The following is a 23,236-nucleotide window of genomic DNA, read 5'->3' as shown; positions in this document are numbered from 1 at the left end:
CTGATCCCCGTAGCGCGCGATTATCTAGTAGGCCGCGTTACAACGCATCAGGGGTAACAAAGTATTTATCGCGAAAAACGCCTGTTTTCAGTCGAAAAGCCCTTAAAAACATGTTTCAAGCGCTTTCAGGTCTGTAACAGGAAGGTTACCGGGCCGTCGTTGACCAGGTGCACCTGCATATCCGCGCCGAATCTACCTGATGCCACAGTGCCATGCACCTGTTTCGCCTTACCTAATAAATAGTCGAAAAGTTCCTCGCCCAGGGCCGGAGGGGCAGCGGTCGAAAAACTCGGACGCAACCCGCTCTTGGTATCGGCGGCCAGGGTGAACTGTGAGACCAGCAGCAACCCACCGCCTACATCCGCCAGGGACAGATTCATCTTGCCCTCGGCGTCACTGAACACACGATAGTTAAGCAGTTTCTGCAGAAGTTTGTCGGCGCTGGCCCGAGTATCCTCGGGCTCGACGGCCACCAGCACCAGCAAACCCTGATCAACGGCGCCAACCACCTCCCCCGCTATCTCGACTCGCGCGCCACGCACGCGTTGCAGCAGGCCCTTCATGCTTCTTCAGGGGCCAGGTCGAGCAGACGATGGGCCATCTGATTGGCGGCGCGAACCAGTGCGTCAGTAATGCCAGGTTCGGAGGCGGCGTGGCCGGCGTCACGGATCACCTGCAATTCACTGTTCGGCCAGTTCTGATGCAGTTCCCAGGCGTTGTCCAGCGGGCAGATCACGTCGTAGCGACCGTGGACGATCACGCCAGGCAAATGGGCGATCTTGCCCATGTCGCGGATCAGCTGGTTGGGCTCAAGGAACGCATTGTTGGTGAAGTAGTGACATTCGATGCGGGCAATCGACAGTGCGCGCTGTGGCTCGGAGAAACGATCGACCACCATCGGGTTCGGGCGCAGGGTGGCGGTCCGGCCTTCCCAGGTGGACCAGGCCTTGGCCGCGTGCATCTGGGCAATCTGATCGTTGCCGATCAGGCGCTTGTGGAAAGCCGAGAGCAAGTCTTCGCGCTCGTCCAGCGGGATCGGCGCGATGTAGTCCTGCCAGTAATCGGGGAACAGACGACTGGCGCCACACTGGTAGAACCATTCGATTTCCTGCGGGCGGCAAAGAAAAATCCCGCGCAGAATCAGACCGTGCACACGCTCCGGGTGGGTTTGCGCGTAGGCAAGTGCCAGGGTCGAACCCCACGAACCGCCGAACAACACCCATTTATCAATGCCAAGGTGCTGGCGAATCCGCTCAAGGTCGGCGACCAGATCCCAGGTGGTGTTGTTTTCCAGGCTGGCATGGGGCGTGGAACGACCGCAACCGCGCTGGTCGAAGGTCACAATGCGATACAGGTTCGGATCGAAATACCGACGGCTCTGGGCATCACACCCGGCGCCGGGGCCGCCGTGGATGAATACAACCGGCAAACCTTCCGGCGAACCGCTTTCGTCGACATACAGCGTGTGGGTTTCATCGACGGCCAGATCGTGCCGGGCGTGGGGTTTGATCTGCGGGTACAAAGTCTGCATTGCGCGCTCCGTAAGGGGTCGAGGTCATCCCTGGGGGGACATCTATTATTCTGCCGTCCGGCATCATAAACCCGAATTACGCCAATGAGCATGCCTTGCAGAGTCAGAGTTTTTCAGCCGGTTTTTTCAGACAAATAGCCGAGCAGCGTTTCATAGAGTGCATCGACCTCGGCGACCTGCCCCCGAGCCCGCAAACAGCCGTGAACCAAACCCTCCCCGTAATAAAGTGTCGCTGCCACGCCTGCTGCGTTCAGTCGCTCCGCGTAGAGCATGCCGTCATCGCGCAACGGATCGAATTGCGCCACGGCGATCAAGGCCGGCGGCAAGCCCCTGAAGTCCTCGGCGAGCAACGGCATCGCATAGGTACTTGGCTGTCCGGTGCCGCGCAAGTACAGGGCGTGATAACAATCCAGGTCGCTGCTGCTGAGCAAGGGAGCATCGATGCATTCGCTGCGCGACGGCAATCGGTGATCGCCGCCCAGCCCCGGATAAATCAGCACCTGAGCCGCCGGCAATGGCTCGCCCGCATCGCGCAACGCCAGACACAACGCCGCCGCAAGGTTGCCACCGGCGCTGTCCCCGGCCACCAGTGTTCGCTCGGGATCGAGCCGGAATGGCCCGGTCCGTAGCGCGCGCCAGACGTTCAGACAATCCTCGAACGCCGCCGGAAACGGATGTTCCGGCGCCAACCGATAATCGACGGCGATCACCAGCACACCGAGCGTCGATGCCAGTTCGGCGCAGATGAAGTCGTGGGAATCCAGATCCCCCACCACCCAACCGCCGCCGTGCAGATACACGATGCACGGGCAACCGCTGGTCGGTGGCGAAACCGGCGGTTGATAAGACCGCACCGGCACGCCGGCCAATTCAAAATCCACCACATAAAGCCCGGCGGGACGCGACGGGGTGAATGCCCGGCACATCCCGCTGTAGGCCTGACGCAATCCGGCGAGGCTGCTGTCGGTGCTGTTGAAACTGACGGTTTTCTCGACGAAAGCCGTCATTTGCTCGGATAACGGATAAGAACTCATCAAAGTTTCAAACGGGTCTGAACGGTCGCCACGCCATCCTCGCCATCAAAACTGGTGACACCGGCGAGCCAGCGCTGCAGATCCTCGGGATGATCACGCAGCCATTGTCTGGCAACGTCCTGCGGCGTCTTGCGCTCCATGATCGGCACCATCAACTGGCTTTCCTGGGCCGCGGTGAAGGTCAGGTTTTCCAGCAGGCGATTCACGTTCGGGCAGCGCTGGGCGTAATCCGGGGCGGTCACGGTGGAGACGGTGGCGGCGCCCTCGTTCGGGCCGTAAACGTCTTCGCTGCCGGTCAGGTAGGCGACTTTCATGTTGATGTTCATCGGGTGCGGGGTCCAGCCGACGAACACCACGAATTCCTTGCGATTCACCGCCCGCTGAACGGCGGCAAGCATGCCGGCCTCACCCGACTCGATCAGCTTGAAATCCTTCAAGCCAAATTGATTGGTCTCGATCATGGTTTTAATGGTGGTGTTGGCGCCGCTGCCCGGCTCGATGCCGTAGATCTTGCCGCCGAGCTGATCCTTGAATTTGGCGATATCGGCGAAAGTTTTCAGACCCGCTTCGGCGACATACTCAGGTACGGCGAGGGTCGCCTGAGCATCGGCCAGGCTCGGTTTGTCCATGACCTTCACCTGATTGGCAGCCAGGAACGGCGCGATGTTTTTGTCCATCGCCGGTTTCCAGTAACCGAGGTAGATGTCCAGACGCTTGTCGCGGATGCCGGCGAAGATGATTTGCTGCACGGCGCTGGTTTGCTTGCTTTCGTAGCCGAGGCCGTTGAGCAGCACATCGGCCATGCCACTGGTAGCGATCACGTCGGTCCAGTTGACCACGCCCATGCGCACGGCCTTGCAGGAAGCGTCGTCACTGGCCAGAACGCTGGTGCTCAGGAGAGCAGTGCCGCAGAGGATTGAGAGCCAGCGGGTAAACAGTCTTTTCATCGGGAGAGTCTCGTGCGGCAGCGGATTATTGTGGGCCGGTGTCTTTGTGCACCGTGCCCGGAACATTACGCAGCGTCGAGAGGGTAAAAGCGAACTGTAGCGACCGTGTTTTGCACGGTGGCGACTTGGTAACGAAGTGCTTTACCTGTGGGAGCGAGCTTGCTCGCGAAAGCGGTGTGTCAAACAACACTAATTTCGACTGACAGTCCGCCATCGCGAGCAGGCTCGCTCCCACAGGGTTATGCGGCGTAGCGTTTTTCGCCCCACGCGAGCAAGCCTTGCAGCAATTCCTTGAGCACCACCTGAGTCGGCGCCGCCAGGTCCGGGCGATAACGGAACGGCTCGAACTCTTCCATGTACGTACACTGGCCCAACTCCAGTTGCACGGCATGAATGTTCTCGGCCGGATTGCCGTAATGCCGGGTGATGTGGCCGCCCTTGAAGCGACCGTTCAGCACATGGCTGTAATCGCCGTGGCGCGCACAGATGGCTTCCAGCTGAGTGGCCAACTGTGGATCGCAACTGGCGCCGTTGAAGGTGCCGAGGTTGAAGTCCGGCAGCTTGCCGTCGAACAGGTGCGGAATGATCGAGCGGATCGAGTGCGCATCGAACAGCAGCGCGTAGCCGAACTCGGCTTTCAGCCGCGCCAGCTCGTTCTGCAAGGTGCTGTGATACGGCGTCCAGATCTGCTCCAGGTAAGTCGCGCGTTCTGCAGTCGACGGCTCATGCCCTTCGCGGAACAACGGAATACCGTCGAACAGCGTCGCCGGGTACAGGCCGGTGGTCGCGCCAACATACAAAGGCTTGTCGTCAGACGGTCGATTCAGGTCGATGACAAAACGCGAGTACTCGGCGGCCAAGGTGCTGGCGCCCAGCTCGGCAGCAAATTCGTAAAGCTGCGGGATATGCCAGTCAGTGTCCGGCAGGCTTTTCGCGTCGGGGATCAACCCGGCTTCAACTGCCGGGGTCAGGCGCAGGCCGGCGTGGGGCATGCTGATCAGCAGCGGTACGCGACCTTGTTTGAAGTTCAGAACCTTATCCACAACTGTTCTCCTAAATGCTCACTTCAACGCCGTGACGCACGACGCGTTTTTCCAGGTCACCGCCCAGCCAGTACGACAGGTCGGCCGGCCGATCGATTTGCCAGGCGACGAAATCTGCACACTTGCCGACTTCCAGCGAACCGTGGGTTTCAGCCATGCCCAGCGCGGTGGCGGCATGAATCGTTGCACCCGCCAAGGCTTCTTCCGGGGTCATGCGGAAACAGGTGCACGCCATGTTCAGCATCAAACGCAACGACAGTGCCGGTGAGGTGCCCGGGTTGAGGTCGCTGGCGATGGCGATTTTCACGCCGTGTTTGCGCAGAGCCTCCATCGGCGGCAATTGGGTTTCCCGCAGGAAGTAAAAGGCGCCAGGCAGCAACACCGCGACGGTACCGGACTTGGCCATGGCGATGGCGTCGTCTTCGGTCATGAATTCCAGGTGATCGGCCGACAGTGCGTGGTAACGCGCAGCCAGACTCGAACCATGCAACGACGACAACTGTTCGGCGTGCAGCTTCACCGGCAAACCGAGTTGTTGCGCGGTGATGAACACCCGCTCGACCTGCGCCGGCGAAAACGCCAGGTACTCACAGAACGCGTCCACCGCATCCACCAACCCTTCGGCGGCCAAGGCCGGGAGCATCTCGGCGCAGATGTGATCGATGTAGTCGTCGGCACGGTCCGCGTATTCCGGCGGCAAAGCATGAGCGGCCAGGCAGGTGCTGCGCACGCTGACCGGCAGTTCGGCGCCGAGACGGCGGATGACCCGCAGGATCTTGCGTTCGCTGGCCAGGTCCAGGCCGTAGCCGGATTTCATTTCGACCGTGGTCACGCCGTCGCGCATCAGGCTCTTCAGACGCTTGGCGGCGCTGGCGAACAGCTCGTCTTCAGTGGCCGCGCGAGTGGCGCGTACGGTGCTGGCGATGCCACCACCGGCCGCTGCGATTTCTGCATAGCTGACGCCTTGCAGACGCTGTTCGAATTCACCGCTGCGGTTACCGCCGAACACCGTGTGGGTGTGGCAGTCGATCAGGCCCGGCGTCACCCAGGCCCCTTTAAGATCATTGACTGCCGGGTACTCGCCCGACGGCAGTTCAGCGCGTGGGCCGATCCACTCAATGTGCGCTCCTGACGTCACGATGGCCGCATCCTCGATGATCGAGTAGGCGCCTTGCGCCATGGTTGCGACGTGGCAGTGTTGCCAGAGAGTTTTCATCCGTGGCCTCCGTTAGGTTATCGATGAGAAAAAGAAGGTTCCCGCTCCACCGGTACTGCCTTGCCTGCCGCTGGTTTCACCCACGTCAGGTAGGCCAGCACCAGCAATACAATCCAGACCACGCCGACGATCAGAGCCGCCTGGGTGTCCGGGAAATAGCCCAGCACGCCAAAGATGAACAGCATGAAGGCAATCGCCGCCATCGGCGCATAGGGCCAGAACGGCACCGGGAATTTCAGTTGGGCGACCTGCTCCGCGCTCATGGAACGACGCATGGCCACTTGGGTGAACAGAATCATCAACCAGACCCACACCGTCGCAAAGGTCGCGATGGAGGCGATCAACAGAAATACGTTTTCCGGAATCAGGTAGTTCAGCAGCACACCCAGCAGTAGCGCGGCACTCATTACCACCACAGTCATCCATGGCACGCCGTTGCGCGACAAGCGGGCGAAGCCCTTGGGCGCATGCCCTTGCTGAGCCAGACCGTACATCATGCGGCCCGCGCCGAAGATGTCACTGTTGATCGCCGATACCGCCGCAGAGATCACCACGATATTGAGAATGGTCGCCGCCGAGCTGATCCCCAGGTTGTCGAAGATCTGCACGAATGGACTGCCTTGGCTGCCGATCTGCTGCCATGGAAAGATCGACATCAGTACGAACATCGTCAGCACGTAGAACAGCAGGATACGCAACGGTACGGCATTGATCGCCCTGGGCAGCACGCGCTGCGGGTCTTTGGCTTCACCGGCCGTTACGCCGATGATTTCAATGCCGCCGAACGCAAACATCACCACCGCGAACGAAGCGATCAGGCCGCCCACGCCATTGGGCATGAAGCCGCCATGGCTCCAGAGATTGCTGATGTCGGTCGCCTGGGCGCCCGGCGCCGTGCTGATGCCGAACAGCATGATGCCGAAGCCACCGAGGATCATCGCGACGATGGCCGCGACCTTGAGCAGCGACAGCCAGAACTCCATTTCACCGAAGACTTTGACGTTGCACAGGTTCAAGCCGCCGACCACCGAAACGATGCCTAGCACCCAGATCCAGCGGGCGACTTCCGGAAACCAGAAGCCCATGTAAATACCGAACGCGGTGACGTCGGCCATGCCGACGATGACCATTTCAAACGCGTAGGTCCAACCGAGGATGAAGCCCGCCATCGGCCCCAGGTAGGTGCTGGCGTAGTGGCCGAAAGAGCCCGCCACCGGGTTGTGCACCGCCATCTCACCGAGGGCGCGCATGACCATGAACACCGCCGCGCCACCGATCAGGTAAGCGAGCAGGACCGCGGGGCCGGCCATTTGAATGGCCGAGGCAGAACCGTAAAACAGCCCGGTGCCGATCGCCGACCCCAGCGCCATGAAGCGAATATGTCGGGCAGAGAGCCCGCGTTTCAAACCCTTTTCTGACTGTTGCATTGCTCGTCCCTAATTATTCTTATTCGACGCAAAATCGAATCGCGAGCAAGCTCGCTCCCACAGGGATATGCATTCCAATGTGGGAGCGAGCTTGCTCGCGATGGGGCCATTACAGGCTAGGCAGCAACTTCGCCGGTACCAGCGCGTTCAGGCAACGGGTCGCCAACAACTCGCTCGCCGCGTTGATATCCGGCGCAAAGAAGCGATCCTTTTCATAGAAAGGCACTTTCGCACGCAGAATCCCGCGAGCCTCTTCCAGCTTCGAAGAAGTCTTCAGACCATCGCGCAGATCCAGACCTTGGACCGCAGCCAACCATTCCACCGCGAGAACGCCGCGCGTGTTTTCGGCCATTTCCCACAGGCGCTTGCCGGCAGCCGGGGCCATGGAAACGTGGTCTTCCTGGTTCGCCGAAGTCGGCAAGCTGTCCACCGAGTGCGGATGGGACAGTGCCTTGTTCTCGCTGGCCAGTGCCGCAGCGGTCACCTGAGCAATCATGAAGCCGGAGTTCACGCCGCCATTGGCCACCAGGAACGGCGGCAGTTGCGACATGTGCTTGTCCATCATCAGCGAGATACGGCGCTCGCTCAGGGAACCGATTTCAGCGATGGCCAACGCCATGTTGTCGGCAGCCATGGCCACCGGTTCGGCGTGGAAGTTACCGCCGGAGATCACGTCGCCTTCAGCGGCGAACACCAGCGGGTTGTCCGAAACGGCGTTGGCTTCGATGGCGAGCACTTCGGCGGCCTGACGGAACTGGGTCAGGCAAGCGCCCATGACTTGCGGCTGGCAGCGCAGGGAGTACGGGTCCTGGACCTTGTCGCAGTTCTGGTGCGAGTCGGAGACTTCGCTGCGCTCGCCCAGAAGATCGCGGTAAGCGGCAGCGGCGTCGATCTGGCCTTTCTGGCCACGAGCGGCGTGGATGCGAGCATCAAACGGCGAGCGCGAGCCCAATACCGCTTCAACGGTCAGTGCGCCCAGCGCCACAGCGCCAGCGAACAGATCCTCACCTTCGAACAGACCACGCAGCGCGTAAGCGGTGGACACCTGAGTACCGTTGAGCAGCGCCAGACCTTCTTTCGCGGCCAGGGTCAGCGGGGTCAGACCGGCGACTTTCAGCGCTTCGGTTGCTTCCATCCACTCGCCTTTGTAGCGAGCTTTACCTTCGCCCAGCAGCACCAAAGACATATGGGCCAGAGGCGCCAAGTCACCGGATGCACCGACCGAACCTTTCAATGGAATGTGCGGGTAAACCTCGGCATTGATCAGGGCGATCAGTGCATCGATGACCTTGCGACGAATGCCGGAGAAACCACGGCTCAGGCTGTTGACCTTGAGCACCATGACCAAGCGAACCAGCGCGTCGCTGATCGGCTCGCCGACACCGGCGGCGTGGGACAGCACCAGCGAGCGCTGCAGGTTTTCCAGGTCTTCGCTGGCGATACGGGTCGAAGCCAGCAGGCCGAAACCGGTGTTGATGCCATAAGCGGTGCGGTTCTCGGCGAGGATCTGTTCCACGCAGGCAACGCTGGCTTCGATCTGCGCCGAGGCGCTGTCATCGAGGGTGATTTTGACCGGCTGCTGATAGATATCACGCAGTTGGGCAAGGCTCAGTTGGCCGGGAATCAGGTTTAGCGCAGTCATTTCGTGCTCCTTTTGAGAGTTTGTCATTAACTCACCAGACGCTCCGGAGATGTCCGTTGTCCGTCGCGTCTCGCCTTCTGGGGAGCCGCGCCTTGGCACGCTGGTGTGGTGGAAATCAGTTCAGGTTCGGTAACACTTTGTGCAGCAAAATCGGGTCTTTCAAAACGGCGGCGGCACTGGCGATGTCCGGTGCCAGCCAGCGGTCCTGGTCGTAGGCCGGGACTCGCTCGCGCAGCAGACGCCAGGCGGCATCGGTGCCGGCGCCGAAGCGTTGCTCTTTCAGGAATTCAAACGCCTGAGACGCCAGCAAATACTCGATGGCGAGAATCTGTGTGCAGTTTTCCAGGGCGCGATGCAGCTTCAGCGCAGCGTTGGTGCCCAGGCTCAGGTGATCTTCCTGCAGGCCCGAGGTGACGTAGTTGTCGAGTACCGCCGGTTGCGCCAACTGACGGTTTTCCGCACACAGCGAAGCGGCGACGTACTGGACGATCATCATTCCGGAGTTCACCCCCGGATTGGCCACCAGGAATGCCGGCAAACCGCTGACATGCGGGTTGATCAGGCGATCCAGGCGACGTTCGGCGATGGAGCCGATTTCGGCCATGGCGATAGCCAGCAAATCCGCCGCCAAGGCCACGGATTGGCCGTGCGGGTTGGCCTGGGACACCACCCGGAAGTCGTCCGGCGTGCCCAGCAGCATCGGGTTGTCGGTGACAGAGTTGAGTTCGGTTTCGATCTGCTTTTTCGCGTGCTCAAGCTGATCGCGAGCGGCGCCGTGAACTTGCGGAATCGAGCGGATGCTCAATGCATCCTGAGTGCGAATGCCTTTGCTGCTGGCAATCACTTCACTGCCATCGAGCAATGCCCGCAGGTTGATGCCGACTTGCTGCATGCCTGGATGCGGTTTGAGCGCGATGATCTCGGCATCGAACGCGGCAATCTGACCGCGCTGAGCTTCGAAGCTCATGGCACCGATCACGTCGGCCCATTGCACCAGACGTGTCGCGTCGGCGAGTGCCAGGCAACTGAGGCCGGACATGCACGGCGTGCCGTTCACCAGGCACAGGCCATCTTTGGCGCCCAGCTGAACCGGTTGCAGACCTTCTTCGGCCAGGGCTTGCTGCGCGGAAACGATCTGCCCGCGATAGCTGACATTACCGACACCCAGCAGCGCAATGCTGATGTGGGCCATGTGGGTCAGGTAACCCACCGACCCCTGGGACGGCACTTGCGGGGTGATGCCGCGATTGAGCAGCGCCAGAAGACCTTCGACGACTTGGCGATGAATACCGGATTTGCCATGGCTGTAGTTGCGAATAGCGGCGCAGATGATTGCGCGAGTCTGTTCGTCGGCCAATGGTGCGCCGACGCCACAGGCGTGACTGAGCAGGGTGTTGCGCGACAGTTGGCTGAGCTGCTCGTCTTTGAGCGAGACATTGCACAACGCGCCGAGGCCGGTGTTGACGCCATACGCGCGCTCGCCGCTGACGACGATGCGCTGGACGATGGCTTGGGCATTTTCGATCCGCGCCCAGACCTGTGGTGACAGCTCAAGCTGTGCGCCATGACGGGCGACGGCGACCACATCCTGCCAACGCAACGGGGCGTCGGCGATAACGATTTTTTCAGCCTGGGACATCTTTGACCTCGTGCGTACAACTTGAATATTGATGCAGCTTCACCGCCGCTTTCGCGAGCAGGCTCGCTCCCACAGGGGGTATGCATTCCATTGTGGGAGAGAGCCTGCTCGCGAAGAGGCCGGCACAGACACCGCAAATCTCTTAAACCACCGCCGCCCGCCGCTGTACGAACCGATCCACATACTCATCCGCCGGCGAATGCAGGATCTCTCTTGGCGTACCCACCTGAATCAGGCGGCCATCCTTGAGGATCGCAATGCGGTTGCCGATGCGCACAGCCTCGTCGAGGTCGTGGGTGATGAAGACGATGGTCTTGTGCAGGGTCTTTTGCAGTTCCAGCAACTGGTCCTGCATTTCCGCGCGAATCAGCGGATCGAGGGCACTGAAGGCTTCGTCCATCAGGATGATGTCGGTGTCTGCCGCCAAGGCGCGGGCCAGGCCCACACGCTGACGCATGCCGCCCGAGAGCTGATGCGGATATTTGTTTTCGTAGCCCTTGAGGCCCACGGTGTTGATCCAGTGCAACGCGCGCTCGGAGCACATTTGCTTGGTCTCGCCGCGCACTTTCAGGCCGTAGGCGACGTTATCCACCACGGTCTTGTGCGGCAGCAGGCCAAAGCTCTGGAACACCATGCTGATCTTGTGCCGACGAAATTCGCGCAGGGCTTCCATGTCGTATTGCAGGATGTCCACGCCGTCCACCAGGATCGCGCCGCTGGTCGGGTCGATCAGGCGATTGAAGTGGCGCACCAGGGTGGACTTGCCGGAACCCGACAGGCCCATGATCACGAAGATCTCGCCGGTGCCAATGCTCAGGGACAAGTCGTTCACGCCGACCACACAGCCGGTTTCGGACAGCACTTGATCCTTGGTTTTGCCCTGGCCGATCATGGCCAGCGCATCCTTGGAACGGTTGCCGAAAATCTTGAAGACGTTTTTGACTTCGATCTTGCTGATGGCTTCGTTGTTCATTTGCTCACCTCATGCCGTGGCCGACCATACGCCTGAGTAATGCGGTCGATGACCACTGCCAGAATCACGATCGCCAGACCCGCCTCAAGACCACGTCCAACGTTGAGGGTCTGAATCCCCACCAACACGTCTTCGCCCAAGCCACGGGCACCAATCATCGAGGCAATCACGACCATCGACAGGGCCATCATGGTGGTCTGGTTAATCCCGGCCATGATGCTCGGCAGGGCCAGCGGAAGTTGCACGCCAAACAGTTGCTGCCAGCGGTTGGCACCGAAGGCGTTGATCGCTTCCATCACTTCGCCGTCGACCTGGCGAATACCCAGATCAGTCAGGCGGATCAGCGGTGGTGCGGCGTAGATCACGGTGGCGAAAATCGCCGGGACCTTGCCCAGACCGAACAGCATCAGCACCGGGATCAGGTACACGAAACTCGGCATGGTCTGCATGATGTCCAGCAGCGGCATCAATATCGAACGCAGGCGATTGCTGCGTGCCGAAAGAATGCCCAGCGGAATGCCGATCATCACCGAAATGATGGTCGCCACCATCATCAGCGCCAGGGTCTGCATCAGCTTGTCCCAGAGGCCGACCGCACCCACCAGGAACAACAAGCCTACGATCACGGCGGTGGTCACGACTTTGCGGGTCGCGTGCCAGGCAACGCCCGCCACGATCGCCAGCATCAGCCACCAGGGCGCCGCACGCAGCAGCCCTTCAAGATTGACGATGGCCCACAACAGGGTGTCGGAGATGCTGCGGAACACATCGCCGTAGTTGGTGACCAGCGAATCGACCCAACTGTTGACCCAGTCGGCGATGGAAAAGGTAAAGCTTTCGGGAAACATAAGAGACTCTCAATCAAGGGGTTGCGATCAAGCACCCGACTGCCGCGGACGGCAGTCGGTGAAGCTCAACCTACAAGGCCGCGTCGATCTTTTTGGCTGCGTCTTCGCTCACCCATGCGTGCCAGACTTCAGGATGTTCCTTGAGGAAGATTTTCGCCAGTTTTGGTGACTCGATCCGCTCTTTGGCCATGCGCCCGAGGTTCTGGTTAAGCAGGTCGATTGGCAGGTTGACCTTCTCCAGCACAGCCACCAGTTCCGGGGCTTGCTCGTGGAAGACCTTGGACACGCCGACCTTAATGGTCACTTCCTTGTTCACGCCTGGTTTCTCTTCGAGTTTCACCAGGTCAACCTGGCCCATCAGCGGGGTTGGCGACCAGTAGTAGAACAAGATCGGCTCGCCACGTTTGTAGCTCGACAGCACCGCGGCATCCAGTGCCGGACCGGTGCCCGGACGGAAGTTGGTGTAGGTGCTTTCCAGGCCGTAGCTTTTCAGCATTTCGCTGTTATCCAGCTCGCAGGTCCAACCGGCCGGGCAGTTATAGAAACGGCCCTTGGATGGCTCTTCCTGATCCTTGAACACTGCAGCGTATTTACCCAGATCGGCGATCGCTTTCAGGTCCGGAGCTTTAGGCTCCAGCTTGCGCTTGGCGTCGCCTTCGATCACATAACGCGGCACGTACCAGCCTTCGACAGCACCCACGACCGGAGCGCCGATACCGACAACCTTGCCGGCCTTTTCGGCCTTGTTCCAGACTTCGCTACGACCAACCCACTCTTCGGCGAAGATCTGAATATCGTTGCTGCTCAGGGCGTTTTCCATGGTGATGGAGTTGCCCGGCAGGCTGTCGGTCTTGCAGTCGTAGCCTTTCTCCAACACGACTTGCAGCACGTCGGTCAGTAGCATGGCGCTTTCCCAGTTCAGGCCGGCGAACTTCACCGGTTTGCCCGACTCGCACCAACCCGCCGCCTGAGTGGCGCCGGCGCTGGCCAGCAGGCCCATGGAAAGCAATGTGGTCAGCAGGGTCTTGTTCGATTTCATTGTAGTGACGCTCCTAATCATGAGTTGGCTTACGGCAGTCAAGAGGCATCCAGCCCTGTCCACATCCAATCAGGCCTGCGCCGCAGCGCGACCAGCCCCACTTGTTTTTTGTTCTACAACGCTGTCCTGCTCAACCGGCAGAATCAGGTGATCGGGTACCGAGCCGTGCCATTTTTTTGCGCACACGTAATACAGGGCTGCGGGAAGCACCAGACCGATGATCCAGGAAATATCCACACCACCCAGGGCGTCTACCAGCGGGCCGGTATAGAACTTGGTGGCGATGAACGGCAGCTGCACCAGTACACCGAAGACATAGACGCTGATCCCGAGGGCGTTCCAACGACCGTAGCGACCGTTCGGATCAGCCAGCGCCGGCACGTCATAGCGTTCGCGGGTGATGCAGTAGTAGTCCACCAGGTTGATCGCGCTCCATGGCGTGAAGAACGCCAGCAGGAACAGGATGAAGGACTTGAACGCACCGAGGAACGAGTGCTGACCGAGCAACGCCATCAGGGTCGCAGCACCGACGATGACCAGCACGAAGACCAGACGCTGCAAGCGCGAGACCTTCAGTTCACCACGGAAGCCGCTGATGATGGTCGCAATGCACATGAAGCTGCCGTAGGAGTTGAGCGTGGAGATGGTGACCTTGCCGAATGCAATGCTGAAGTACAGCAGCGCAGCGGTTGCACCGGTTCCACCCAGACCCACGATGTAGGCCACTTCATGGCCGGCGAATTGCCCGTTGGCCGAAGCGGCAGCAAACACGCCAAGGACCATCGCCACCTGGGCGCCAATGACCGAACCTGCGCCTGCGGCAAAAAAGGTTTTCACCGAGGAAATCTTGCTCGGCAGGTAGCGTGAATAGTCCGCCACGTAAGGGCCGAAGGCGATCTGCCAGGACGCCGCGAGCGACACCGCGAGCAGGAAGCTGCTCCAGCTGAAGTGACGGATTTGCAGAAGTGCGCCAACGTCAACCTGACTGATCAGACGGCTGAACAGATAAACAAAGGCAATCACACCAATGACACTGGCAACACGGCCTATCCAATGGATAACCCGATAACCGAGCACCGTGACCAGCACGATGACACTGGCGAAAACGAGGATACCGATGGTGTCACTGACCCCGAACAACTGACCCAGCGCCTGGCCGGACAGTACGGTGCCGGTGGCGGTGAAACCGAGGTACATCAGACACACCAGCACGATCGGGATGGCCGCGCCATACACGCCGAACTGTACCCGGCTGGAGATCATCTGCGGCAGGCCAAGCTTGGGCCCTTGCGCGGCATGCAGCGCCATTACGCCACCGCCGAGCAGTTGACCGATTAGCAGACCGATCAACGACCAGAACACGTCACCGCCCAGCACCACAGCCAGGGCCCCGGTGACAATCGCGGTGATTTGCAGGTTGGCACCCATCCACAGGGTGAACTGGCTCAACAGACGACCGTGTCTCTCCGCTTCCGGGATGTAGTCGATCGAACGTGTCTCGATCAACGGTTTACTGCCTGCACGATCGCTGTTAACAGCCATGATTCAACCTCTGTGGATTGTTTTAGGTATACCGGTTGTTGTGTTGGCTTTTTGTAGGAGTGAGCCTGCTCGCGATGGCGGTGTGTCAGTCAGCAAAGGTGCTGAACATGCCGCCCTCATCGCGAGCAGGCTCGCTCCTACAGGGCAAGCATTACTTGCCGGTGATCATCGGCAGGTTCAGCCCTTGTTCCTTGGCGCAGTCGATGGCGATCTGGTAACCCGCATCGGCGTGACGCATGACACCAGTCGCCGGGTCGTTGTGTAGGACGCGAGCGATACGCTCGGCCGCTTCGTCAGTACCGTCGCAGACAATCACCATGCCCGAGTGCTGGGAGAAGCCCATGCCGACGCCGCCGCCGTGGTGCAGGGAAACCCAGGTCGCGCCGCTCGCGGTGTTGAGCAGAGCGTTGAGCAGTGGCCAGTCGGACACGGCATCGGAACCGTCCTGCATCGATTCGGTTTCGCGGTTCGGGCTGGCTACCGAACCGGAGTCCAGGTGGTCGCGACCGATCACGATGGGCGCGGACAACTCGCCGCTGCGAACCATTTCGTTGAATGCCAGACCGAGCTTGGCGCGCAGGCCCAGGCCGACCCAGCAGATACGTGCCGGCAGCCCCTGGAAGCTGATGCGCTCGCGCGCCATGTCCAGCCAGTTGTGCAGGTGGGCGTCGTCCGGGATCAGTTCTTTGACCTTGGCGTCGGTTTTGTAGATGTCTTGCGGATCGCCCGACAGTGCAGCCCAACGGAACGGACCGATACCGCGGCAGAACAGCGGACGGATGTAAGCCGGTACGAAGCCAGGGAAGTCGAATGCGTTTTCCACGCCTTCTTCCTGGGCCATCTGACGGATATTGTTGCCGTAGTCGAAGGTCGGAATGCCCATCTTCTGGAATTCGAGCATCGCTTTAACGTGCACGGCCATCGATTGCTTGGCGGCTTTGACCACGGCAGCAGGCTCGGTCTTGGCGCGAGCGCGGTACTCTTCCCAGGTCCAGCCGGCTGGCAGGTAACCGTTGAGCGGGTCGTGGGCGCTGGTCTGGTCGGTGACCATGTCCGGGCGCACGCCGCGCTTGACCAGTTCCGGCAGGATTTCCGCCGCGTTACCCAGCAGAGCGATGGAAATCGCTTTGCCTTCCTTGGTGTATTTGGCGATACGTGCCAGAGCGTCGTCGAGGTCGGTGGCTTGCTCATCGACGTAACGGCTGTTCAAACGGAAATCGATGCTGACTTGTTGGCATTCGATGTTCAGCGAGCAAGCGCCGGCCAGGGTGGCGGCCAGAGGTTGAGCGCCGCCCATGCCGCCGAGGCCTGCGGTCAGGACCCAACGACCTTTCAGGTCATCGTTGTAGTGCTGACGACCGGCTTCGACGAAGGTTTCGTAGGTGCCTTGAACGATGCCCTGGCTACCGATGTAGATCCAGCTGCCGGCGGTCATCTGGCCGTACATGGCCAGGCCTTTGGCGTCCAGTTCGTTGAAGTGTTCCCAGCTCGCCCAGTGTGGCACCAGGTTGGAGTTGGCGATCAGTACGCGCGGGGCATTGCTGTGGGTCTTGAACACGCCGACCGGCTTGCCGGATTGCACCAGCAGGGTCTCGTCGTCATTCAGGTTGGTCAGGCTTTCGACGATCTTGTCGTAGCATTCCCAGTTACGCGCCGCACGACCGATACCACCGTAAACCACCAGTTCTTTAGGGTTCTCGGCGACTTCCGGGTCGAGGTTGTTCATCAACATGCGCAGCGGCGCTTCAGTCAGCCAGCTCTTGGCAGTCAGTTTGTTACCGCGGGCAGCGCGGATTTCAACGTCACGATACTTTGTAGGTTTCTGGGTATTGTCAGTCACGAAAAAGACTCCTCAGCGATCAATCCAAACCAACCCTGGCGGTGGGTAAGCCAGCCTGTGCGCGTCAAAGCGACACAAGCGAATCAGTGGACGTTGCGAGGAGTCTCGATCGACTCATACGCATACGTCTTTACTTGTACATACAAGCATATGCAATCAAGCGGCCAACTTGCTGGATGAGTGTTCAAGAAAAGTTTTGAAAGGGCTGGAAAGCGCCTGGATCAAGGGTTCTGGCAAAGATGAAATTTTTCGGGGGGATTTTGCGAGGAGGGTTACAGCTGTTACTTGAGCGGGGTTTTGCGCCACGCTGGGGCGTTCGGTAACAAGTTGGTGCGCTTACGGAAACGGGAGAGAACCGCTTTTTGTGGCGAGGGGGCTTGCCCCCGTTCGGCTGCGCAGCAGCCGCAAAATTGGATGCAGTCATCGGGGCGGCTTCGCCACCCAACGGGGGCAAGCCCCCTCGCCACAGAGGCTTCCTGAACAGTTGGATCAGCGTGCGATCAGTTCGATCACACAGCACGGGCCATTGCTGGCGACTTCCAGCAAACCGGCGTTACCGTCGAGTTGTAGGCAATCATGGCGACCGAGTTGCGAGGCACTGTTACCGACCTTCACTTCAAGCTCGTCGGTGACACTAAATACGAGCACGGTGCCTGCCGAGCTGAAAAACCGCTGCTCGCCGTCCAGCCACTGCAACCGCGCGCTATAACGCTGCGGTGCATAAATCAGGTTGAAGTCGCGGATCGGCCCACCGAGCAATGTGCAGGAGACCTGGCTCTCGCCGCTGAAAGCAAATGGGTCCAGCGGTAACAATGGCCGCGTGTCCTGACCATCAACCCGCAAGGTCATGCCGTCGCCTTGCAATACGGTGATCACCCGCTCATAGCCGGCGAATGTCGAGAAGCCGCCCGACTCGCCGATGTCGGCAATCGACAGACGCCAGCCGAAACCCTCAAGGCTGGCACCTCCATCACGGGTGATTTCTTCAGTGCTGCCGCCGCCGTTTTTCCACGGCATGCGCGGGTAATCTTTTGCGCGTAGAACCTTGAACTGACTCATTTATGGCTCTCTATTTATGGAACCGCCCTTCCAGACGATGACGGGAACCGGGGTGGATCAAACGGGCGGCGGTCACCGGCTGACGGCCGGACCAGGTGCGGCGACGAATCAGCAGGCACGGCTCGCCCTTTTCAATCTGCAGCAACTTGCACTCGCTGGCCTCGGCCAGAATCGCCTCGACCACGTGCTCGCCTTCCGTCAGAGGCGCGACCTGGTTCAGATAGGCGTATGGCGTTTGCAGGGTGAAGTCCTGCTTGAGGTAGTCCGGCGCCACGAGTGCGTTGACGAAACGGTCTTCGATTTGCACCGGGATATCATTTTCGAAATGCACGATCAGCGAGTGAAAGACTTTCTGGCCTTCACGCATGTCCAGCGCCAGTGCCCGCTCGGAACCTGCGGCCTCTTCTTCGAGGGTGATGACCTTGCAGGTGTGGCGATGGCCACGGGAGGCGATTTCGTCGGCGATGTTGTGGACTTCAAACAGCGCGGACTGACTTTTCGGCTCGGCGACGAACGTGCCGACACCCTGCATGCGCACCAGCAGACCGTCGGCGGTCATTTCGCGCAGGGCGCGGTTGATGGTCATGCGGCTGAAACCCAGCTGGTTGACCAGCTCGCTTTCCGACGGAACGCGGTAGTGCGGCGGCCAGTTTCCACTGTCGATTTGCTGGGTGATCATCTGTTTGACGCGGGCGTACAAGGGCGCCGGACTGTCGCCCATGTGTGCGGCCAACGGAGAGACTGCAGGCGGAGTCGGCACGGTTAATCCTTGGTCGTTTGGTTGAAGTTGCTAGCTTGCCGGAGTTTACCGAGCAGGCAAACGTCTGTATATGTATATACAAATAACACACGATGGGGTGCCGAACCATGTCCGCCTTCTTTGCCGAACGCGCGCTGCTGCCTAGTGGATGGGCCAACAATGTACGTCTTGAGGTCAGCGCCGATGGCGTGTTGACCCATATCCAGGCCGATTCCAACGCAGATGGCGCCGAACGGCTAAGCGGTCCGCTGCTGCCGGGTATGCCGAATTTACACTCCCACGCCTTCCAGCGGGCCATGGCCGGGCTGGCGGAAGTGGCGGGTAATCCGAATGACAGTTTCTGGACCTGGCGCGATTTGATGTATCGCCTCGTCGGAAAAATCAGCCCGGATCAACTCGGCGTCATCGCCCGTCAGCTGTACATCGAAATGCTCAAGGCCGGTTACACCTCGGTCGCGGAATTTCATTACGTACACCACGACACCAATGGCCAGCCTTACGCGGACCCGGCCGAACTGGCGCTGCGTATCAGCCAGGCCGCCAGTTCCGCCGGGATCGGCCTGACCCTGCTGCCGGTGCTCTATAGCCATTCCGGTTTCGGCGGCCAGGCCCCGAACGAAGGCCAGCGCCGCTTTATCAACAGCACCGAAAACTACCTCAAGCTTCAGTCGCGCTTGCAGCCGATCCTGGCGCAGCAACCCGCGCAGTCGCTGGGTTTGTGTTTCCACTCGTTGCGCGCGGTAACACCGCAGCAAATCAGCGAAGTGCTGGCCGCCAGCGACAAGCAGTGCCCGGTGCACATTCACATCGCCGAGCAGCAGAAGGAAGTCGATGACTGCCTGAGCTGGAGCGGCCGCCGTCCGCTGCAATGGCTGTACGAAAACACCGAGGTCGATCAGCGCTGGTGCCTGGTTCACGCGACTCACGCCAACCCGGAAGAAGTCACGCTGATGGCCAAGAGTCGCGCCATCGCCGGCTTGTGCCTGACGACCGAAGCCAACCTCGGCGACGGGATCTTCCCGGCGGTGGATTTCCTCGCTCAGGGCGGGCGCATGGGCATCGGTTCCGACAGCCATGTGTCATTGAGCGTGGTGGAAGAATTGCGTTGGCTGGAATACGGCCAGCGTCTGCGCGACCAACGACGTAATCGTTTGTATGGCGCGGATCAGCCGATGGTTGGCCGCACGCTGTACGACGCGGCACTGGATGGTGGCGCTCAGGCGCTGGGTCAGTCGATTGGTGCGCTAGAAGTTGGCAAACGTGCGGATTGGCTGGTGCTGGATGGCAACGATCCGTACCTGGCGACGGCCAGTGGCGACGGGATTCTGAATCGTTGGCTGTTTGCCGGTGGTGATCGCCAGGTGCGGGATGTGCTGGTGAATGGCCAGTGGGTCGTGCGTGACGGGCGTCATGCCGGCGAAGAAGAAAGTAACCGCGCGTTCACCCAGGTCCTGCGCGATCTGCTGGGCTGACACCAAACAAAAATGTGGGAGCGGGCTTGCTCGCGAAGAGGCCATCACATTCAACATATTCGTTGACTGTTAAGCCGCCTTCGCGAGCAAGCCCGCTCCCACATTTGTTTTTCGCTAGCCGTTAGTTCGAGGTCTTGGCCATCTGCGTGTCTGTCGCGCGCCAGATCAGCCGCGTAGTGTCGTAACCCTGCTGACGTGCCTTGCTCAGCAGTTCTTCACGCGCTACGCCATTGACCGTCGGGGTCCGGGACAGCAGCCACAGATGCTTGCGGCTTGGATCGCCAACAATGGCGGTCTTGTAGTCATCGCTGACGTACAACACCCAGTACTCTCCCTTCGCCACACCCGGTATCAGCCGCGAAAACCAGGTATCAAACTCGACCCACAGCTTGTCGGTTTTGCCCGGCTCCTGTGGCCAGGCCACGCCTTTGGCCTCTTCCCATTGCCAGTCTGCCGTCAGGCAGCGATTGAGCACCAACACCTTGCCGTCAGGCTTGAGCGTGTAATGGGCTTCGGATTGCGCGCAGTTGCGCTGGAAATACATCGGCAGACGAGCCAACTCGTACCAGGTCCCTTGGTACTTCTTGAGATTGACGCTATTGGCGGTTTTCGGTGCCAACGGATCTACGCCAGACGTGGCGCAGCCGGCCAATACCAGGCCGGCTAAAAGGACTATCAGTAACCGCTTCATTGTTTTTCTCCCGTGGGCGTATAACCCCGGATTACTTCAGGCCTTGGCCGGAAAACATCAGCACTTTGTCACCGGCGTACTGCACGCTGATAAAGCTGTTCTTGTCGCCCCAGGTGCAACTGGACATGCCGAGCGCGCCCGAGCAATCGGCGGGTTTGCCCAGCAAGGTTTCTACTTCGGCCTTGGGCATGCCTGACGACAGCTTCGAGTAATTTTCCTGATTAACCTTGCTGCACGCGGCCAACAACACGCAGAACGAAAGCAGGGCGATAGAACGCAGCGACATTGTGTAGCTCCTGGGACGAAGGGGAATGGCATGGCTGCCAAGCAGAAGCTTAGAAGAGAAAACCCCTTTCTGGTTCCCTGATCGACTGGCTATTTATTAGGCCGCTCGTCTACCTTTTTTCGAAAAATCAGCCACTTTCTTTCTCTATTGAGTATTTCGTCGATTTTCGCAAAAAGCCGCCTAATCTTTGGCGCCGGTCAGTCGACATAAAAGCAGCGCAAAGCCCACGACTGTGGCAAATTGACGCCCCTTTGTTGACCAGCCTCTCCGCGGTAGCTCATTTAATGACCAAAAACATGAAGTTCAGCCACAAGATCTTGTTGGCTGCCGCCCTCGTGGTGGCCGTTGCATTCGCTTGTTTCATCCTCTTCAACGACTACCGCCAGCGGCAAACCCTGCGCAGCAGTACCGAATCCTCGATGCAGGAACTCGGCAGCCTGACCACCAGCAACATCCAGACCTGGCTGGAAAGCCGCATTCAGTTGCTGCAATCGCTGTCCCAGCAGATCGCCGTGGACGGCAGCGCCCTGGCCAACCTCAAGCGCGCCATCGACCTGCCGGCCTACACCAGTAATTTTCAGCTGAGCTACTTCGGTGGCACCGACGGCGTGATGTTCTCGGTCCCGGCCGGCAATCGTGCCGCGGATTACGACCCCCGTGCCCGTGGCTGGTACAAGGCGGCCAACGGTGCGCAACAGACCATCGTCACCGAACCTTATATCGCCGCGTCGTCGGGTAAACTGGTGATCACCGTTGCCACGCCGGTGAAACATCAGAATCAAATGATCGGCGTCGCTGGCGCAGACATTGACCTGTCCAGCGTCAGCGCGATCATCAACTCGCTGAACTTCGGCGGCCATGGCCATGCGTTTATCGTCAGCGCCGACGGCAAGATCCTGATCCACCCGGACAGCAAACTGGTGCTCAAGAGCCTGACCGACGCCTACCCGAACGGCGCGCCGAAAGTCAGCCCGGGCATGAAAGAAGTCGAACTCGACGGCAAGACTCAATTCATCTCCTTTACCCACGTCAACGGTGTGCCCTCGGCAGACTGGTACGTCGCGCTGGTGCTGGATCAGGACACCGCGTTCTCGATGCTCAGCGAATTCCGCACCTCGGCGATCATCGCCATGGTCATTGCCGTGGTGATCATCATCGCGTTTCTGGGCATGTTGATCAGCTTCCTGATGCAGCCGCTGTTGACCATGGGCCGCGCCATGCATGACATCGCCGAAGGCGAAGGTGACTTGACCAAACGCCTGACCATTCACGGCCAGGACGAATTCGGTGCGCTGGGCACCTCGTTCAACCGTTTTGTGGAGCGTATTCACACCTCGATTCGCGAAGTGTCCTCGGCCACCGGCCAGGTCAACGAAGTCGCCTTGCGTGTGGTTGCTGCGTCGAACTCGTCGATGTTCAACTCCGACCAGCAAGCCTCGCGCACCAGCAGCGTCGCCGCCGCCATCAACGAACTGGGTGCCGCCGCCCAGGAAATCGCCCAGAACGCCGCCCTCGCCTCTCAGCATTCGAGCGATGCTCGCGCATTGGCCGAGGACGGCCAGCAAGTCGTCGATAAAACCATCGCGGCGATGCAGCAGCTCTCGGCGAAGATCAGCGATTCGTGCGGCAACATCGAAACGCTCAACAGCAACACCGTAAACATCGGGCAGATTCTGGAAGTGATCACCAGCATCTCCCAGCAGACCAACCTGCTGGCACTCAACGCCGCCATCGAAGCGGCCCGTGCCGGTGAAGCCGGTCGCGGTTTTGCCGTGGTAGCGGACGAGGTGCGTAACCTCGCGCACCGTACTCAGGATTCGGCGCAACAAGTGCAGAAGATGATCGAGGAACTGCAAGTCGGCGCCCGGGAAGCCGTGATCACCATGACCGACAGCCAGCGCCAAAGCGAAAGCAGCGTCGGCATCGCCAACCAGGCTGGTGAACGTCTGGGCAGCGTGACTCAGCGGATCGGTGAGATCGACGGGATGAACCAGTCGGTGGCCACTGCGACAGAAGAGCAAACGGCTGTGGTGGAGTCGATCAACGTCGACATCACCGAGATCAACACGCTGAATCAGGAAGGTGTGGAGAACTTGCAGTCGACGTTGCGTGCGTGTTCAGACCTTGAGCAGCAGGCGGCGCGGTTGAAGCAATTGGTCGGCAGCTTCCGGATTTAAGCTGCTTTCACTGGCCCCATCGCCAGCAGGCTGGCTCCCACAGGGGATTGTGAACGACACAAACCAAATG

Annotated in this window: 20 protein-coding genes; 2 read left to right on the top strand and 18 right to left on the bottom strand. The window is 60.0% G+C overall.

Annotated features, from left to right (window positions below; genetic code table 11):
* Positions 1-125: 125 nt before the first annotated feature.
* The 16 genes from dtd to hutC all read right to left on the bottom strand — a co-directional run bounded on the left by dtd (position 126) and on the right by hutC (position 18,501).
* Positions 126-563 (bottom strand): D-aminoacyl-tRNA deacylase, encoded by a 438-nt coding sequence (dtd, locus tag ACA056_RS01700; protein WP_497270033.1) that lies wholly within the window; start codon positions 561-563, stop codon positions 126-128.
* A complete protein-coding gene (pip, locus tag ACA056_RS01695; protein WP_497270031.1) occupies positions 560-1,531 on the bottom strand; it encodes a prolyl aminopeptidase in 972 nt (323 codons plus the stop codon). The genes dtd and pip overlap by 4 nt, the downstream gene beginning before the upstream one ends.
* Before the next feature lie 113 nt (positions 1,532-1,644).
* Positions 1,645-2,565 carry an alpha/beta hydrolase gene (locus ACA056_RS01690; protein ID WP_497270029.1) on the bottom strand — a complete coding sequence of 307 codons (921 nt, stop codon included), beginning with the start codon at positions 2,563-2,565 and terminating at the stop codon, positions 1,645-1,647.
* On the bottom strand, positions 2,565-3,512 hold the full coding sequence (locus tag ACA056_RS01685) for a choline ABC transporter substrate-binding protein (protein ID WP_497270027.1): 948 nt from the start codon (positions 3,510-3,512) through the stop codon (positions 2,565-2,567). The genes ACA056_RS01690 and ACA056_RS01685 overlap by 1 nt, the downstream gene beginning before the upstream one ends.
* Before the next feature lie 239 nt (positions 3,513-3,751).
* Complete coding sequence (gene hutG, locus ACA056_RS01680; protein ID WP_497270025.1) at positions 3,752-4,555, bottom strand: N-formylglutamate deformylase; 804 nt, start codon at positions 4,553-4,555, stop codon at positions 3,752-3,754.
* 10 nt (positions 4,556-4,565) lie between these two features.
* A complete protein-coding gene (hutI, locus tag ACA056_RS01675) occupies positions 4,566-5,771 on the bottom strand; it encodes an imidazolonepropionase (protein ID WP_415772826.1) in 1,206 nt (401 codons plus the stop codon).
* A 17-nt stretch (positions 5,772-5,788) separates the two neighbouring features.
* On the bottom strand, positions 5,789-7,198 hold the full coding sequence (locus tag ACA056_RS01670; protein ID WP_046045587.1) for an amino acid permease: 1,410 nt from the start codon (positions 7,196-7,198) through the stop codon (positions 5,789-5,791).
* Between the two features lie 109 nt (positions 7,199-7,307).
* The gene (gene hutH, locus ACA056_RS01665; RefSeq protein WP_497270022.1) at positions 7,308-8,840 is read right to left on the bottom strand and encodes a histidine ammonia-lyase; all 1,533 of its coding nucleotides are present in this window, start codon (positions 8,838-8,840) and stop codon (positions 7,308-7,310) included.
* A 115-nt stretch (positions 8,841-8,955) separates the two neighbouring features.
* A complete protein-coding gene (gene hutH / locus ACA056_RS01660; RefSeq protein ID WP_497270020.1) occupies positions 8,956-10,479 on the bottom strand; it encodes a histidine ammonia-lyase in 1,524 nt (507 codons plus the stop codon).
* A gap of 142 nt (positions 10,480-10,621) precedes the next feature.
* A complete protein-coding gene (locus tag ACA056_RS01655; RefSeq protein ID WP_008149478.1) occupies positions 10,622-11,452 on the bottom strand; it encodes a quaternary amine ABC transporter ATP-binding protein in 831 nt (276 codons plus the stop codon).
* Positions 11,449-12,300, bottom strand: a complete 852-nt coding sequence (locus ACA056_RS01650; RefSeq protein WP_283189675.1) for an ABC transporter permease — start codon at positions 12,298-12,300, stop codon at positions 11,449-11,451. The genes ACA056_RS01655 and ACA056_RS01650 overlap by 4 nt, the downstream gene beginning before the upstream one ends.
* 70 nt (positions 12,301-12,370) lie before the next feature.
* Positions 12,371-13,339, bottom strand: a complete 969-nt coding sequence (locus tag ACA056_RS01645; RefSeq protein ID WP_497270017.1) for an ABC transporter substrate-binding protein — start codon at positions 13,337-13,339, stop codon at positions 12,371-12,373.
* A gap of 69 nt (positions 13,340-13,408) precedes the next feature.
* A complete protein-coding gene (locus ACA056_RS01640) occupies positions 13,409-14,881 on the bottom strand; it encodes a purine-cytosine permease family protein (protein WP_497270015.1) in 1,473 nt (490 codons plus the stop codon).
* A gap of 151 nt (positions 14,882-15,032) precedes the next feature.
* On the bottom strand, positions 15,033-16,721 hold the full coding sequence (gene hutU / locus ACA056_RS01635) for a urocanate hydratase (protein ID WP_134419626.1): 1,689 nt from the start codon (positions 16,719-16,721) through the stop codon (positions 15,033-15,035).
* 489 nt (positions 16,722-17,210) lie between these two features.
* Positions 17,211-17,780 carry a HutD/Ves family protein gene (locus tag ACA056_RS01630; protein WP_497270013.1) on the bottom strand — a complete coding sequence of 190 codons (570 nt, stop codon included), beginning with the start codon at positions 17,778-17,780 and terminating at the stop codon, positions 17,211-17,213.
* A 10-nt stretch (positions 17,781-17,790) separates the two neighbouring features.
* Positions 17,791-18,501, bottom strand: coding sequence for a histidine utilization transcriptional repressor HutC (gene hutC / locus ACA056_RS01625; protein ID WP_177326944.1), 711 nt, complete (start codon positions 18,499-18,501; stop codon positions 17,791-17,793).
* Positions 18,502-18,647: 146 nt separating this feature from the next.
* On the opposite strand from hutC, the gene ACA056_RS01620 reads away from it, so the two are divergent.
* Positions 18,648-20,012 (top strand): formimidoylglutamate deiminase, encoded by a 1,365-nt coding sequence (locus tag ACA056_RS01620; protein WP_497270011.1) that lies wholly within the window; start codon positions 18,648-18,650, stop codon positions 20,010-20,012.
* A gap of 121 nt (positions 20,013-20,133) precedes the next feature.
* Here the strand turns inward: ACA056_RS01620 and ACA056_RS01615 are convergent, their stop codons facing one another.
* Both ACA056_RS01615 and ACA056_RS01610 read right to left on the bottom strand, forming a co-directional pair.
* Positions 20,134-20,703, bottom strand: a complete 570-nt coding sequence (locus ACA056_RS01615; protein WP_497270009.1) for a lipocalin family protein — start codon at positions 20,701-20,703, stop codon at positions 20,134-20,136.
* A 31-nt stretch (positions 20,704-20,734) separates the two neighbouring features.
* On the bottom strand, positions 20,735-20,989 hold the full coding sequence (locus tag ACA056_RS01610) for a lipoprotein (RefSeq protein ID WP_046052167.1): 255 nt from the start codon (positions 20,987-20,989) through the stop codon (positions 20,735-20,737).
* Between the two features lie 284 nt (positions 20,990-21,273).
* Here ACA056_RS01610 and ACA056_RS01605 point away from each other — a divergent pair, with 284 nt between their 5' ends.
* Positions 21,274-23,166, top strand: coding sequence for a methyl-accepting chemotaxis protein (locus ACA056_RS01605; protein WP_497270007.1), 1,893 nt, complete (start codon positions 21,274-21,276; stop codon positions 23,164-23,166).
* The last annotated feature ends 70 nt before the right edge of the window (positions 23,167-23,236 follow it).

Source organism: Pseudomonas sp. LBUM1666 (assembly GCF_059695775.1).
This window is presented reverse-complemented; position numbering and strand designations above follow the sequence as displayed.